Raw genomic sequence first — 13727 nt, forward strand, 5'->3', positions numbered from 1 at the left:
CCCGTGCCCGTCCTCCCCAAAGGCTCCTGCGTGGAGCCTTTGTTGTTTCTGCTGCGATGTTGTTCCCGTTCAGCGCGTCAGCAAGGCGCTGCGCACGCGCCCGAACGCCCGCCAGAAACCCGCCTCTTGCGAGGTGGCGAAGTTGATGCGCATCAGCGTGCCGGGCTGGCGCTGGGCGTGGAAGAGTGAGCCGGGGGCCATCAGCCAGTCTTCGGCGGCCAGTTGCTGGGCCAGCGCGTCGCTGTCCACGCCGGTGTCGAACCAGCCGAACAGGCCGTGCGCGGGCGTGGCCAGCGTGCAGCCGGCCTGCTCGGCCAGCCGGCAAGTGCGCTGGCGGGCGGCGTCCAGCTGGGCGATGACGCGCTCGGCGTGGCGGCGCAGCAGGCCCTGGTCCAGGCACCAGGCCACGGCCTGCTCGGTCAGCGCGGGCGTGGTCAGGGTGCTGATCATCTTGGTGTCGATGAAGCGCTCCACCAGCGCCGCCGGCGCTGCCAGGTGGCCCACGCGCCAGTTGGGCGCCAGGATCTTGGAAAAACCGCTGATGTAGACCGTGCGCTGCAGCCCGTCCAGCGCCGCCAGCCGGGGCGTGTGGTTGGGCGCGAACCAGGCGTAGGTGTCGTCCTCGACGATGTGGAAGTCGTGCGCCTCGGCCAGCCGCAGAACCTGGTGCGCGGCGGCCAGCGGCAGGCTGCAGCCGGTGGGGTTGTGCAGCACCGACACCGTCACGTAGAGCTTGGGGCGGTGCTCGGCGGCCAGGCGCGCCATCACGTCCAGATCGGGCCCCGCCGGGCCGCGCGGCACCGGCAGCAGGCGCATGCCCAGGCCGCTCAGGCGCGCGAACTCGACCGCCCAGCCCGGCTCGTCGATCAGCACCGCGTCGCCCGGGCGCAGCAGCGTGCGCGCCACCACGTCCAGTGCATGGGTGGCGCCGGCGGTGGTGACGATCTGGCTGGCGTCGGCGCTGATGCCCAGGTCGGCCAGCCGCCGCGACAGCGCCCCGCGCAGGCCGATGTCGCCGGCCGGCTCGCCGTAGCGCAGCGCGGCTTCGCGGCCGGCGCTGCTGGCGCAGACCTTGCGCAAGGCGCGCTGCAGCAATTCGCCGTCCAGCCAACTCGCCGGCAGGATGCCGCTGCCCGGCCCGGCGCGCCCGGTGGCGGTGGAGAACATGCCGCGGATCAGCGCGCTGGCGTCCACCGGCTGCGGCAGCGCGCTGGCGGGGCCGCTGCGTGATCCACTGCTGGCCGCGGTGCTGCGGCTGGCCTGATCGCGCACGAAGAAGCCGCGCTGGCGCCGTGCCTCGATCAGGCCTTGCGCCTGCAACTGGTCGTAGGCGGCGACCACGGTGCTGGGGCTGACCTGATGCCGGCGCGCGCATTCCCGTACCGACGGCAGGCGCGCCCCGGCCGCCATCAACCGCTGCGCAATCTGCTGGGCGTAGCGCTGCGCCAGCTGGTGCGACAGCGGCTCGGCGCGGCTGCTGGTGCCGATCATCGGCAGCAACGCTTCAGAAGTGTGTGGTGACATCGAGCAATACAGTGACTGAACAACAGGCCTCAACTGTACTGTGACTGTATGGTTTTGCGGCTTAGACTGAGTCGCATGAAAACCACTGCATGGAATGTCCCCGTCCCAGTCCCCCAGGACGCCCACCGCCGCCGGCTCGGCCTGTGGCTGGGTGTGGCGGGCGTGCTGATGTTCGGCCTGACGACGCCGCTGACCCGGCTCGCGGTGGGCGCGAGCGCTGCGCCGCAACTGCCGCCCGATCTGGTGGTGGCGGGGCGAGCGGCGGTGGCCGGGCTGCTGTCGGCGCTGTATCTGTGGTGGGCGCGCGCGCCCCGGCCCGGCCGCGGCCAGTGGCTGGAACTGGCGTTGGGTGGCGCGGGCGTGGTGTTCGGTTTTCCTTTCTTTCTGGGCTGGGCGGTGCGCGAGGTCGATGCCACCCACGCCGCCGTCATCACCGGCCTGCTGCCGCTCAGCACCGCGGTGATCGCTGCGCTGCGGATGCGACAACGGCCGTCGATGGGCTTCTGGGTCTGCGCGGTGTTGGGCTGCGCGCTGGTGCTGTCGTACGCTGCGCTGCAGGGCGGCGGGCACCTGAGCTGGGCCGATGGCCTGTTGATGGCGGCGGTGCTGAGTGCGTCGTTCGGCTACGTGTCCGGCGCCCGGCTGGCGTCGCAGGGCATGGCGCCGGAGCAGGTGATCTGCTGGATGCTGGTGCTGTGCCTGCCGGTGTCGCTGCCGGCCATGGCCTCGTCGCTGGGCGCGCATTGGGACGTGCTGCCGCGCGTGACGCCGGCCGCGTGGGGCGCGTTTGCCTACCTGGCGCTGGTGTCGATGTGGCTGGGCTTCTTCGCCTGGTATCGCGGCCTGGCCTTGGGTGGCACGATGCGCGTGAGCCAGGTGCAGCTGATCCAGCCCTTCGTGTCGATGCTGGCGGCCGTGCCGCTGCTGGGTGAGCGCCTGCAGGGCGTGACGGTGCTGTTTGCACTGGCCGTGATCGCCACCGTGCTGGTGGGCAAGCGCATGGCCACGCCGCCGCCCGCCGTTCCAATCGCCCCGACGTCGCCGATTTTTCTGGAGAAAACCGCATGACCTCGACCGCATCCCCCTGGACGCTGGCGCAGCGCACCTCGCGCATGACGTCGTCGGCGATCCGTGAATTCCTCAAGATCGCCGAGCAGCCCGGCATGCTGTCGATGGCCGGCGGCCTGCCGTCGCCCGACAGTTTTCCGGTGGCCGAAATGCGCGCTGCCTGCGACCGCGTGCTGGCCGACGCCGGCCGCGAGGCGCTGCAATACGCCACCAGCGAAGGCCATGCGCCGCTGCGCGCCTGGGTGGCCGAGCACCTGCAGCGCGAAGGCATGCGCGTCAGCCCGGAGCAGGTGCTGATCACCACCGGCTCGCAGCAGGGCCTGGACCTGATCGCCAAGGTGCTGATCGACGCGGGCGCGCCGATCGCCGTCGAGTCGCCCACCTACTTGGGCGCACTGCAGGCCTTCGCGCCGTTCGAGCCGCAGGTGCGCAGCGTGAACGGCGACGCGGACGGGCCGAGGCCCGAGGCCTTGCTGGCGCTGTGCGAGCGCCAGCCCAAGCCGCGCTTCATGTACGTGTTGCCCAATTTCCAGAATCCGAGCGGCCGGCTGATGCCGCTCGAACGCCGCCAGGCGCTGGCGGCGGCGGCGCGCCAGGCCGGTGTGCCGCTGGTCGAGGACAACCCCTATGGCGAGCTTTGGTACGACGCCCCACCGCCGCCCGCGCTGGCCAGCCTGTGGCCGGAGGGCGTGATCTACCTCGGCTCGTTCTCCAAGGTGCTGGCGCCCGGCCTGCGGCTGGGCTATCTGGTCGCGCCGCCCGCGCTGTACACGCGGCTGGTGCAGGCCAAGCAGGCGGCCGATCTGCACACGCCGGGTTTCAACCAGCGGGTGGTGCATGAGGTGATCCGCCACGGCTTCCTCGACACCCACGTGCCCGCCATCCGCGAGCGCTACCGCGCCCAGCGCGACGCCATGCAGGCCGCGCTGCAAGCCCATCTGCCGCCCGGCTGCGAATGGACGGCACCCAGCGGCGGCATGTTCTTCTGGCTGCGCCTGCCGCCGGGCTGCAACGCGCTGGCGCTGCTGCCGCAGGCGGTGCAGGCCGGCACGGCGTATGTGCCAGGCGAGGCGTTCTACGCGCATGAGCCGGACCCGCGCACGCTGCGGCTGTCATTTGTGACGCTGGGCATGGAAGACATTCACACGGCGGTGGCGGCACTGGGTCAGGTGTTGAGCCAGCACCTCGACAACCTGATCTCGCACGGCCCTTGAGACTCGTCCCACCAGGAAAAACCATGCCCACATCCGAAAAAATGTCCCGCCGCTTCAGCCAGCTCGATGTCTTCAGCGCCGTCCCGCTCAAGGGCAACCCGCTCGCGGTGGTGCACGACGCGCAGGGCCTGAGCGCTGCCGACATGCAGGCCTTCGCCCGCTGGACCAACCTGAGCGAAACCACCTTCCTGCTGCCGCCCGAGCATCCGGCTGCCGACTACCGCGTGCGCATCTTCACGCCCGGCTGCGAGTTGCCGTTTGCAGGTCACCCGACGCTGGGTTCGTGCCATGCCTGGCTGAGCGCAGGCGGCCAGTCACGCCAGCCTGACGAGGTGGTGCAAGAGTGCGGCGTCGGCCTGGTGCGCGTGCGCCGTCAGCCTGATTTGCCGTCCCGCCTGGCCTTTGCCGCGCCACCGTTGCGCCGCAGCGGGCCAGTCGATGCGGCGCTGCATGCCCGGGTGCTGGCCGCACTGGGCTTGAGCGCGGATGAGGTGCAGGCCATCCACTGGGTCGACAACGGCCCGCCGTGGATCGCCGCGCTGCTGTACGACGCCGCTGCAGTACACGCGCTGCAGCCGGATTACGCGGCGATGCAGGGCCTCGATCTGGGGGCGGTCGGCGCTTATCCGACCGGTGGCGAACTGGACTTCGAGTTGCGCGCCTTCGTGCCCAGCATGGGCGTGCCGGAAGACCCGGTCACCGGCAGCCTGAATGCCGGCGTGGCGCAATGGCTGATCGGCACCGGGCTGGCACCGGCGCGCTATGTCGCCGGGCAGGGCCGGGCGCTGGGGCGCGATGGGCGGGTCTATGTGGAGCAGGACGGCGACACGATCTGGATCGGCGGCGATGTGCAGGCCTGCATCACCGGTACAGTGTCCGTGTGAACACGCAATTCGATCATCTCGTCGTCATGGCCGCGAGCCTGGCGCAAGGGCGCGCCTGGGCGCAGGACACGCTGGGCGCCACGCCGGTGGACGGCGGCGCCCATGCGCTGATGGGCACGCACAACGCCTGGCTGGCGATCGGCTCCGAGGCGTATCCGCGCAGCCATCTGGAGATCATCGCGATCGACCCCGGGGCACCTGTGCCCGCGCGGTCGCGCTGGTTCGAGATGGACAGCCCGGCGCTGCAGGCGGCTGTGCAGCAGGGGCCTCGGCTGGTGGGCTACGCGGCCCGCTCGCCGCAGATCGACATGCACCGCTGGGGCCTGATGAACAGCATGCTGATGCCTGGCCCCATTCTCAAGGCCCGCCAGCTGGGTGCTGCGGGCGAGTGGATGTGGCAGGCGGTGGTGCGCGATGACGGCCAGCGTCTGGCGGGTGGCGCGGTGCCGGTACTGGTGCAGTGGCCTGGCGAGTTGCCCGCCGACCGCCTGCCCGCCAGCGGCGTGCAGTTGCTGGCGTTGACGGTGCGCGGCCTGAGCCTCAAGGCCGCGACCGTGTTGCGCCTGCGTCCGCTGCAGCGGCTCGATGAGCCGGGCGCGGCGATCGAGGCCCGGCTCTTGACCCCGCGCGGCGAGGTGACGCTGCGCTCAGCCTGAGCCGGCTGAGCGCCTGGTCCTGCCTTATTCCTTGCGGTAGTTGTCGTGGCAGGCCTTGCAGGTCTTGGCCGCATCGCCGAAGGTGGCCTTGATCTGGTCGAGGTTGCCGCCCTTGGCTGCCGCGTTGAGCTTGGCGAGTTCTTCCTGCATCTTGCTGCCACCGGCCTTGAACTTGTCCATCTCCTGCCAGATGTCGGCCTTGGCGCGGGTGTCGCCCTTGTCGGTGCCATCGCCGAAGGCGGTGAAGGGCAGGGCGGACAGCGTGGCCACGACCTGGGCGTTGTCGGCCACGGCCTTGGCATCGAAGGGCACGCGGCCCTGCACCACCGCGCCGATGCGGCCGAAGTGGCTGCCCAGCACCGTGAAGGCGGCCTTGCGGTACTTGATCGCGTCTTCAGGCTTCTGGAACTGGGCCGAAGCCGGCAGCGCCATCATCAGGCCGAGGGTGGCCGACAGGGCAAGAATGGAACGTTTCATGGGCAGCAACTCCTTGCGGTGATATGAGGTTTCCCCAGGTGGGCCAAGGCGAGAAGGGCTTGATCCTGGGCAAACTCAGTGTACGCTGCGGCTTATTTTCTGGAAACATTCACACACACTGCGAGCGCGTCCCATGTCAACTCATGAAACTTCGTCTGCCGTGCATGTCGTGCGCGTCTGGGATCTGCCGACACGGCTGTTTCACTGGCTGCTGCTGTTGAGCGTGGTGGGCTCGGTGGTGTCGGCCAAGCTGGGCGGCAACGCCATGGTCTGGCACTTCCGCCTGGGTCTGCTGGCGCTGGTGTTGCTGGGCTTCCGGCTGCTGTGGGGCGTGATCGGTGGGCGCTGGTCGCGCTTCGCCAGCTTTGTCCATGCGCCGGCCACCGTCTGGCGCTATGTGCGCGGTGTACATCAGCGGCACGAGCATCTTGACGTGGGCCACAGCCCGACGGGTGGCCTGTCGGTGCTGGCGCTGCTGCTGATCCTGCTGGTGCAGGTGGGCACGGGCCTGGTGGCCGATGACGAGATCGCCAGCACCGGGCCGCTGGTGAGCTGGGTCAGCGGGGCGGTCTCCAGTCTGGCGACGGCCTGGCACAAGACCTGGGGCCAGTGGGCCTTGTTCGGGTTGGTCGGGCTGCATGTGCTGGCGATCGGGTTCTACCGCTGGCGCAAGCGGATCGACCTGATCGGCCCGATGCTGCACGGCGACAAGCAACTGCCTGTGCTGGCGCCGGCCTCGTCCGATGGCTGGGTGCATCGGCTGCTGGCGCTGGTCGTGGTGGTGGCCATGAGCGGCGTGGCGTGGTGGGTGAGTCGTCAGGGCGCCTGAGGTCAAGACGCGTAAAGTCGCGGCGATCTGATCCACCGGTTTGCCGCCATGCAGTCTGCCGAATTGCTCATCCCCGACGGCCCCGCCCAGCTTGATGAGGCACGCGAGATTTTCCGGGAGTACGCCCAGTCGCTGGGCATCAGCCTGGAGTTTCAGGGCTTCGAGGCCGAGTTGGCTGCGCTGCCGGGTGAGTACGCGTCGCCCTCCGGTGTGCTGCTGCTGGCGCGGGTCGATGGCCAAGTGGCCGGCTGCGGCGCGATGCGCCCGCTGCTGGATGCCGACGAGCCCAACGCCTGCGAGATGAAGCGCCTCTACGTGCGGCGCACCTACCGGCGTCTGGGTCTGGGGCGGATCCTGGCGCAGGCGCTCATCGAGCATGCACGTGAAGGTGGCTACGACGCGATGTACCTCGACACGCTCAACGACATGGAGGCCGCGCGCGAGTTGTATGCCTCGCTCGGTTTCGTGGACGTGCCGCCGTTCTACTTCAACCCGATTCCGGGTGCACATTACCTGCGTGTCGATCTTGGCCGTAGCCACTCGCTGTATTGATCGTCTGCAGGTTTTCCCTCGGCCGGTGCGTTACGTGCAGGTACGGCGCTAGCATCGCCTGCCAACAAGCGTGCAGCAGACAGCGGCGCGGTCAACCCAGGGCACTCGCCACTCCACCATCATGCAAGAACACAACATCCACGCCGTCAGCGACGCCTGTCTGCTGGGCGAATCGCCGATGTGGCATCCGCAGGAACAGGTGCTTTACTGGTGCGACATTCCCGGGCGCCGGCTGCATCGGCTCGACCCGGTCTCGGGTGCCAGCAAGCGCTGGGATTTCGATTGCGAACCGGCCTGCTGCGCGCCGGTGTTGGGCGGGGGGCTGCTGCTGGCCATGCGCGATGGCCTGTGGCACTTCGACACGGTCAAGGGCGAGCGCGTCCGGCTGGCCAAGCCGCCCTACGACCCGGCGCACGAACGTTTCAACGACGGCAAGTGCGATCCACAGGGCCGCTTCTGGGTCGGCACCATCTATGAGCCGCGTGAGCCGGCGCTGGCCGCGCTCTACCGCTGGCAGCCCGAGTCGCTCGACAAGATGGCCGATGGCATCACCGTCTCCAACGGCTTGGCCTGGAGCACCGATGGCCACGTGATGTACTGGTCCGACACCAAGGCGCACACCATCTACGCCTTCGACTTTGATCCGGCTGACGGCGGCTTGTCCTCGCGGCGCGTCTTTGCCACCTTCGCATCCAAGCAGACCGGACAGAATCTGGCGCAGTACGGCGGCCGGCCTGATGGCGCGGCGGTCGACGCCGAGGGCTGCTACTGGGTCGCGATGTTCGAGGGGCAGCGCGTGCTGCGTCTGTCGCCGCAGGGCGAGGTGCTGCAGGAAGTGCCTTTGCCGGTGCGCTGCCCGACCATGCCGTGCTTCGGTGGCGCCGATTTGCGCACCCTCTACATCACCACGGCACGTGAGAATCGCCCGGCTGATGAACTGGCATCGCAACCGCTGGCGGGCTGTGTGCTGGCGCTGCGGGTGGATGTGCCGGGGTTGCCCGCGCACTATGCACGGGTCTGAGGCGCTGTTGTTTCCCGTGCACGTTCAAGGTGCGTTGCCGACGATTAACAGCTTCCACTGCCGCAAGTGCTGGCAATAGGCGGGTTTCCACGTACAATCTTGTGGTTTTGCTGAAACTACTTGTAAACGTCTAGTTGGTGTCCGAGTCGATGCGTGAGGTTGATCCGAATGAATCGATGGTGTCGCTTGATAGCGAAGTTGGTGATGTCGAAGCGCCTTTCAAGAGTCTGACGCGAGAAGAAGTCGAAGCCCTCCGGGCCAGGCATCCTCCGCTGTCGCTTTGGCGCGTGGTGATGTCACAGGCTGCAGGTGGTCTGGTGGTGGCCGTCCTGGGATGGTTTATTACCGGGCGTCAGGAAATTGTGTGGTCTGCGCTGTATGGTGCGGCCTCCGTGGTTCTGCCAAGCGCCTTGATGGTGCGCGGCATGAATCGGCTCCGAGTCGTGAATGCGGGTGCTGCGGCATTCAACTTCATGTTCTGGGAGTTCATGAAGATAGCTTTGACCGTGGCCATGCTGGCTGCGGCTGTGAAAGTTGTACCCGATCTGAGTTGGCTGGCCATGCTGGTGGCTCTGGTCGTGTGCATGAAGATGAATTGGCTGGCCCTGCTTTGGCGGGGTCGCAAATAATCACTCGGTCTTAGGACTACCGTTCGAGAACAAACGATGGCTGCCGAAGAACACGTTGTAGAGCACGCGCCGACTGCCGGGGAATACATCTCGCACCATTTGACCCATCTGACCAATCGGGTTCAGACGGGCATTGCGGATTTTTCCCTGACCGATCCGGTCCTCAAGCTGGATTCGCTTTTCTGGTCCATCCTGCTGGGTGTGCTGGGTTGCACCATTCTGTGGCTTGCTGCGCGCAGTGTCACTTCAGGTGTACCGGGCCGTTTCCAAGCCGCGATCGAGTTTCTGGTCGAGATGGTGGACAGCCAAGCTCGCGGCATCATTCACAATGAAGAATCCCGCAAGGTCGTGGCGCCGTTGGCACTGACGTCTTTCGTCTGGATTTTCCTGATGAACGCGATGGATTTGCTGCCGCTGGATCTGGTGCCCCGTATTTGGGAGTTGATCTACGGCGCGATGGGTCATGACCCGCACCATGCCTATATGCGTGTGGTGCCAACGGCTGATCTGTCCGTGACGCTGGGTATGTCGGTGACCGTGCTGTTGGCCTGCATTTATTACAGTATCAAGATCAAGGGTCTGGGCGGTTGGGTTGGCGAGTTGTTCTCGGCTCCTTTCCATGCACATGGCCCGGCGGCCATCATCTTGGCGCCGATCAACTTCACGTTGCAGATCATTGAATTCCTGGCCAAGACCATTTCTCACGGCATGCGACTTTTCGGCAACATGTTTGCTGGCGAGTTGGTCTTCATGCTGATCGCACTGATGGGTGCGGTGGGTTTTGGTTCCTTCGGTGGCGTCGCGTTGTGGGTGGGTCAGATCATTGCCGGTACGGCATGGGCGATCTTCCATATTTTGATCATTACGCTGCAGGCCTTCATCTTCATGATGTTGACCTTGGTGTATGTGGGTCAGGCCCACGACAAGCACTGATTGTTTTTGTTTCTCTGTTCCCTTCTGTCCTTTAACTACCCCCTCTAAGTAGGAGCTCTCATGGAAAACGTTCTCGGTCTCGTCGCTCTGGCTTGCGGCATCATCATCGGTCTGGGCGCTATCGGTGCCTGTATCGGTATCGCTCTGATGGGCGGCAAGTATCTGGAAGCTTCGGCGCGCCAGCCTGAGTTGATGAATGAACTGCAGACCAAAATGTTCCTGCTGGCTGGTCTGATCGACGCTGCCTTCCTGATCGGCGTCGGTATTGCGATGCTGTTTGCATTCGCAAACCCGTTCGTCCTGAAGTAATCGGCTTTTTCTCGTCGTTTTCATTTCTTAAACGAGAAAGGTCGAAGCCGTGAATCTGAACGCAACGCTGTTGGCGCAGATCGTCGTCTTCGGGATCCTCTGGTGGTTCACGATGAAATTCGTGTGGCCGCCGATCACGAAGGCGTTGGACGAACGCGCCAAGAAGGTCGCGGACGGCCTGACTGCGGCCGACAAGGCCAAATCGGAACTGGCATCCGCGAACAAGCGCGTCGAGGCGCAACTCGCCGAGTCGCGCAATGAAACCGCCAAGTTGCTGGCTGACGCTGAAAAGCGTGCTCAAGCCATCGTCGACGAGGCGAAGAAGCGCGCCGAAGAAGAGGGCGTCAAGATCGTCGCTGCTGCCAAGGCCGAAGCTGACCAGCAGGCCATCCAGGCCCGCGAAGCTCTGCGTGAGCAGGTCGCTGTCCTGGCGGTCAAGGGTGCCGAGCAAATCCTCAAGCGCGAAGTCAACGCCGGCGTTCACGCCGAGCTGCTGACCCGTCTCAAGACGGAGCTGTGACCATGGCTGAGCTCGCTACCATTGCGCGCCCTTATGCCGAGGCGCTTTTCCAGGTGGCACGTCAATCTGACGTGACCGTCTGGGCTCAGCAGATCGAAGCCGTCTCCCAGGTGGCCCAGAACGCCGACGTTCGCCAGTTCGCCGACAACCCCAAGGCTTCGGCCGAACAGGTTTTCGATCTGGTGTCGGCGGCGACCAACCAGACCCTGTCCGATGGCGTGCAGAATTTTCTGCGCGTCGTGATCGACAACGGTCGGTTGTCGGTGGTGCCGGCGGTGGCCGAGCAGTTTCATGCTCTGGTCAACGCATCGTCTGGTGTGGCTGATGCCGTCATCTACAGCGCCTACCCGATCGAGCCGGCTCAGTTGGCGGACGTCGTGGTGGCACTGGAGCAGCGCTTCGGTCGCAAGCTGTCGGCGAGCGTCACGCTGGAGCCTGAGCTGATCGGCGGCATTCGCGTGGTGGTGGGCGATGAGGTGCTCGACACCTCGATCAAGGCCCGCCTCGATCACATGAAGGCGACGCTGAGCGCTTGAGGCGCTCAAGCAAAGGCAACAAGCGCGTGACGACACGCATCGAATTCATCCCTGCGTCACATCTGCCCTCTGTCGAAGAGGCTGCTTGACCAGACTGGGAGCAAGCAATGCAACTCAATCCCGCAGAAATTTCCGAACTGATCAAGAGCCGTATCGAGGGTCTTGGTGCAGACGCAAACATCCGCAATCAAGGTACCGTCGTTTCGGTCTCGGACGGCATCGTCCGCGTTCACGGCCTGAGCGATGTGATGGCCGGCGAAATGCTGGAATTCCCGGCCAACGCCGAGGGCGTGCCGACCTATGGTCTGGCACTGAACCTCGAGCGTGACTCCGTCGGCTCCGTGATTCTGGGCGAATACGAGCACATCTCCGAAGGCGATACGGTCAAGTGCACCGGCCGCATTCTGGAAGTGCCGGTCGGCCCGGAACTGATCGGCCGCGTTGTCAACGCGCTGGGTCAGCCGATCGACGGCAAAGGCCCGATCAACGCCAAGATGACCGACGTGATCGAAAAGGTCGCACCGGGCGTGATCGCCCGTAAGTCTGTCGACCAGCCGGTGCAGACCGGCCTGAAGTCGATCGACTCGATGGTGCCGATCGGCCGTGGTCAGCGCGAGCTGATCATTGGTGACCGTCAGACCGGCAAGACTGCCGTGGCCATTGACGCGATCATCAACCAGAAGGGTCAGAACATGACCTGCGTCTACGTTGCGATCGGCCAGAAGGCTTCGTCGATCAAGAACGTGGTGCGCGCTCTGGAAGCCAACGGCGCTCTGGAATACACCATCATCGTCGCTGCGTCGGCCTCCGAGTCGGCTGCCATGCAGTACATCTCGGCCTACACCGGCTGCACGATGGGTGAGTACTTCCGCGACCGTGGCGAAGACGCACTGATCGTCTATGACGATCTGTCCAAGCAGGCCGTGGCCTATCGCCAGGTCTCGCTGCTGCTGCGCCGCCCGCCGGGCCGCGAAGCGTTCCCTGGCGACGTGTTCTATCTCCACAGCCGCCTGCTCGAGCGCGCAGCCCGCGTGAATGCCGACTACGTCGAAGCTTTCACCAAGGGTGAAGTCAAGGGCAAGACCGGTTCGCTGACGGCACTGCCGATCATCGAAACGCAAGCTGGCGACGTGTCCGCTTTCGTTCCGACCAACGTGATCTCGATCACCGACGGCCAGATCTTCCTGGAAACCAGCCTGTTCAACGCCGGTATCCGTCCCGCCATCAACGCCGGTATCTCGGTGTCGCGCGTGGGTGGTGCTGCACAGACCAAGCTGATCAAGGGCCTGTCCGGCGGTATCCGTACCGACCTGGCGCAGTACCGTGAACTGGCTGCGTTCGCACAGTTCGCTTCCGACCTGGATGCGGCAACCCGCAAGCAGCTCGACCGTGGCGCGCGCGTGACCGAACTGCTCAAGCAGGCTCAGTACTCGCCCCTGTCGGTCAGCCTGATGGGCGCGACGCTGTACGCGGTGAACAAGGGCTTCATGGACGACGTGGACGTCAAGAAGATCCTGGCTTTCGAATCGGGTCTGCATCAGTACCTGAAGACCAGCCATGCCGCCCTGCTGAAGAAGCTCGACGACACGAAGGCCCTGGACAAGGACGCGGAAGCCGAGCTGCAAGGCGCGATCGCTGCGTTCAAGAAGTCCTTCGCCTGAGCCGACGGCTGACCCACTAGGAGCACAGTCATGGCGGCAGGCAAGGAAATTCGCGGCAAGATCAAGTCGGTGGAAAACACCCGCAAGATCACCAAGGCCATGGAAATGGTTGCTGCGTCCAAGATGCGCAAAGCGCAGGAACGCATGCGCGCGGCTCGTCCGTACGCGGACAAGATTCGCAACATCACGGCCAACCTGTCGCAGGCGACGCCTGAGTACAAGCATCCGTTCGTGGTCAAGAACAGCGGCAGCGGTTCGGTGGGCATGATCATCGTCACGACCGACAAGGGTCTGTGCGGTGGTCTGAACACCAACGTGCTGCGCGCGGTGACCACCAAGATGCGTGAACTCGACGCTGCCGGCACCAAGGTGCAGGCCGTCGCGATCGGCAACAAGGGTTTCGGTTTCCTGAACCGCATCGGCGCCAAAGTGGTCGCCCATGCGGTGCAGTTGGGTGATACGCCCCACCTCGACAAGCTGATCGGACCGGCCAAGGTGCTGCTCGACCAGTACGCCGAGGGCAAGCTCGACGCCGTCTACCTGTGCTTCACCCGCTTCATCAACACGATGAAGCAGGAGCCTCTGGTGCAGCAACTGCTGCCGCTGACGGACGAAAGTCTGAACCAGAGCGCACAGGAAAAACAGGCGCACGGCTGGGACTATCTCTATGAGCCCGAGCCCAAGGCCGTGATCGACGACCTGATGGTTCGCTACGCCGAGGCGCTGGTCTACCAGGCCGTGGCCGAGAACATGGCGTCCGAGCAATCTGCCCGGATGGTGGCCATGAAGGCTGCGACCGATAACGCCGGCAGCCTGATCGGTGAGCTCAAGCTGGTCTACAACAAGACCCGCCAGGCCGCGATCACCAAGGAACTGTCGGAAATCGTCAGCGGTGCCGCTGCGGTAGGCTGATC

16 protein-coding genes are annotated in these 13727 nt (G+C 65.5%); 14 read left to right on the forward strand and 2 right to left on the reverse strand.

Annotated features, from left to right (window positions below):
* Positions 1 to 69: 69 nt before the first annotated feature.
* On the reverse strand, positions 70 to 1491 hold the full coding sequence (locus tag AC5IG3_RS12815) for an aminotransferase-like domain-containing protein (RefSeq protein WP_491906671.1): 1422 nt from the start codon (positions 1489 to 1491) through the stop codon (positions 70 to 72).
* Positions 1492 to 1599: 108 nt separating this feature from the next.
* Here AC5IG3_RS12815 and AC5IG3_RS12820 point away from each other — a divergent pair, with 108 nt between their 5' ends.
* From AC5IG3_RS12820 to AC5IG3_RS12835, 4 genes are read left to right on the forward strand one after another with little or no spacing between them, the layout of a single operon-like run.
* Positions 1600 to 2592: a DMT family transporter gene (locus AC5IG3_RS12820; protein WP_491906672.1), complete on the forward strand. Its 993-nt coding sequence runs from the start codon at positions 1600 to 1602 to the stop codon at positions 2590 to 2592.
* The gene (locus AC5IG3_RS12825) at positions 2589 to 3806 is read left to right on the forward strand and encodes an aminotransferase-like domain-containing protein (protein ID WP_491906673.1); all 1218 of its coding nucleotides are present in this window, start codon (positions 2589 to 2591) and stop codon (positions 3804 to 3806) included. The genes AC5IG3_RS12820 and AC5IG3_RS12825 overlap by 4 nt, the downstream gene beginning before the upstream one ends.
* 23 nt (positions 3807 to 3829) lie before the next feature.
* Positions 3830 to 4690 (forward strand): PhzF family phenazine biosynthesis protein, encoded by an 861-nt coding sequence (locus AC5IG3_RS12830; RefSeq protein ID WP_491906674.1) that lies wholly within the window; start codon positions 3830 to 3832, stop codon positions 4688 to 4690.
* Positions 4687 to 5346 (forward strand): VOC family protein, encoded by a 660-nt coding sequence (locus AC5IG3_RS12835; RefSeq protein ID WP_491906675.1) that lies wholly within the window; start codon positions 4687 to 4689, stop codon positions 5344 to 5346. Before AC5IG3_RS12830 ends, AC5IG3_RS12835 begins: the two co-directional genes overlap by 4 nt.
* A 24-nt stretch (positions 5347 to 5370) precedes the next feature.
* On the opposite strand, the gene AC5IG3_RS12840 is transcribed toward AC5IG3_RS12835, so the two are convergent.
* Entirely contained in the window at positions 5371 to 5823 is a 453-nt protein-coding gene (locus tag AC5IG3_RS12840) for a c-type cytochrome (protein WP_491906676.1), read from the reverse strand.
* A gap of 133 nt (positions 5824 to 5956) precedes the next feature.
* Here AC5IG3_RS12840 and AC5IG3_RS12845 point away from each other — a divergent pair, with 133 nt between their 5' ends.
* The 10 genes from AC5IG3_RS12845 to atpG all read left to right on the forward strand — a co-directional run bounded on the left by AC5IG3_RS12845 (position 5957) and on the right by atpG (position 13725).
* On the forward strand, positions 5957 to 6652 hold the full coding sequence (locus AC5IG3_RS12845; protein ID WP_491906677.1) for a cytochrome b/b6 domain-containing protein: 696 nt from the start codon (positions 5957 to 5959) through the stop codon (positions 6650 to 6652).
* 48 nt (positions 6653 to 6700) lie between these two features.
* Positions 6701 to 7204 (forward strand): GNAT family N-acetyltransferase, encoded by a 504-nt coding sequence (locus AC5IG3_RS12850; protein WP_491906678.1) that lies wholly within the window; start codon positions 6701 to 6703, stop codon positions 7202 to 7204.
* Positions 7205 to 7325: 121 nt separating this feature from the next.
* Positions 7326 to 8225 carry an SMP-30/gluconolactonase/LRE family protein gene (locus AC5IG3_RS12855; protein WP_491906679.1) on the forward strand — a complete coding sequence of 300 codons (900 nt, stop codon included), beginning with the start codon at positions 7326 to 7328 and terminating at the stop codon, positions 8223 to 8225.
* A 176-nt stretch (positions 8226 to 8401) separates the two neighbouring features.
* Complete coding sequence (locus AC5IG3_RS12860) at positions 8402 to 8854, forward strand: ATP synthase subunit I (protein ID WP_491906790.1); 453 nt, start codon at positions 8402 to 8404, stop codon at positions 8852 to 8854.
* A gap of 36 nt (positions 8855 to 8890) precedes the next feature.
* The gene (gene atpB / locus AC5IG3_RS12865) at positions 8891 to 9787 is read left to right on the forward strand and encodes a F0F1 ATP synthase subunit A (protein WP_491906680.1); all 897 of its coding nucleotides are present in this window, start codon (positions 8891 to 8893) and stop codon (positions 9785 to 9787) included.
* Between the two features lie 60 nt (positions 9788 to 9847).
* Positions 9848 to 10096 (forward strand): F0F1 ATP synthase subunit C, encoded by a 249-nt coding sequence (gene atpE, locus AC5IG3_RS12870; RefSeq protein ID WP_012348532.1) that lies wholly within the window; start codon positions 9848 to 9850, stop codon positions 10094 to 10096.
* A 49-nt stretch (positions 10097 to 10145) separates the two neighbouring features.
* Positions 10146 to 10616: a F0F1 ATP synthase subunit B gene (locus AC5IG3_RS12875; protein WP_491906681.1), complete on the forward strand. Its 471-nt coding sequence runs from the start codon at positions 10146 to 10148 to the stop codon at positions 10614 to 10616.
* A 2-nt stretch (positions 10617 to 10618) separates the two neighbouring features.
* Positions 10619 to 11152 carry a F0F1 ATP synthase subunit delta gene (locus tag AC5IG3_RS12880; protein ID WP_491906682.1) on the forward strand — a complete coding sequence of 178 codons (534 nt, stop codon included), beginning with the start codon at positions 10619 to 10621 and terminating at the stop codon, positions 11150 to 11152.
* Positions 11153 to 11259: 107 nt separating this feature from the next.
* Positions 11260 to 12813 carry a F0F1 ATP synthase subunit alpha gene (gene atpA, locus AC5IG3_RS12885; protein ID WP_491906683.1) on the forward strand — a complete coding sequence of 518 codons (1554 nt, stop codon included), beginning with the start codon at positions 11260 to 11262 and terminating at the stop codon, positions 12811 to 12813.
* A gap of 30 nt (positions 12814 to 12843) precedes the next feature.
* Complete coding sequence (gene atpG, locus AC5IG3_RS12890; RefSeq protein WP_491906684.1) at positions 12844 to 13725, forward strand: F0F1 ATP synthase subunit gamma; 882 nt, start codon at positions 12844 to 12846, stop codon at positions 13723 to 13725.
* The last annotated feature ends 2 nt before the right edge of the window (positions 13726 to 13727 follow it).

This window comes from Leptothrix sp. (in: b-proteobacteria), assembly GCF_965250675.1.
GTDB lineage: Bacteria > Pseudomonadota > Gammaproteobacteria > Burkholderiales > Burkholderiaceae_C > Sphaerotilus.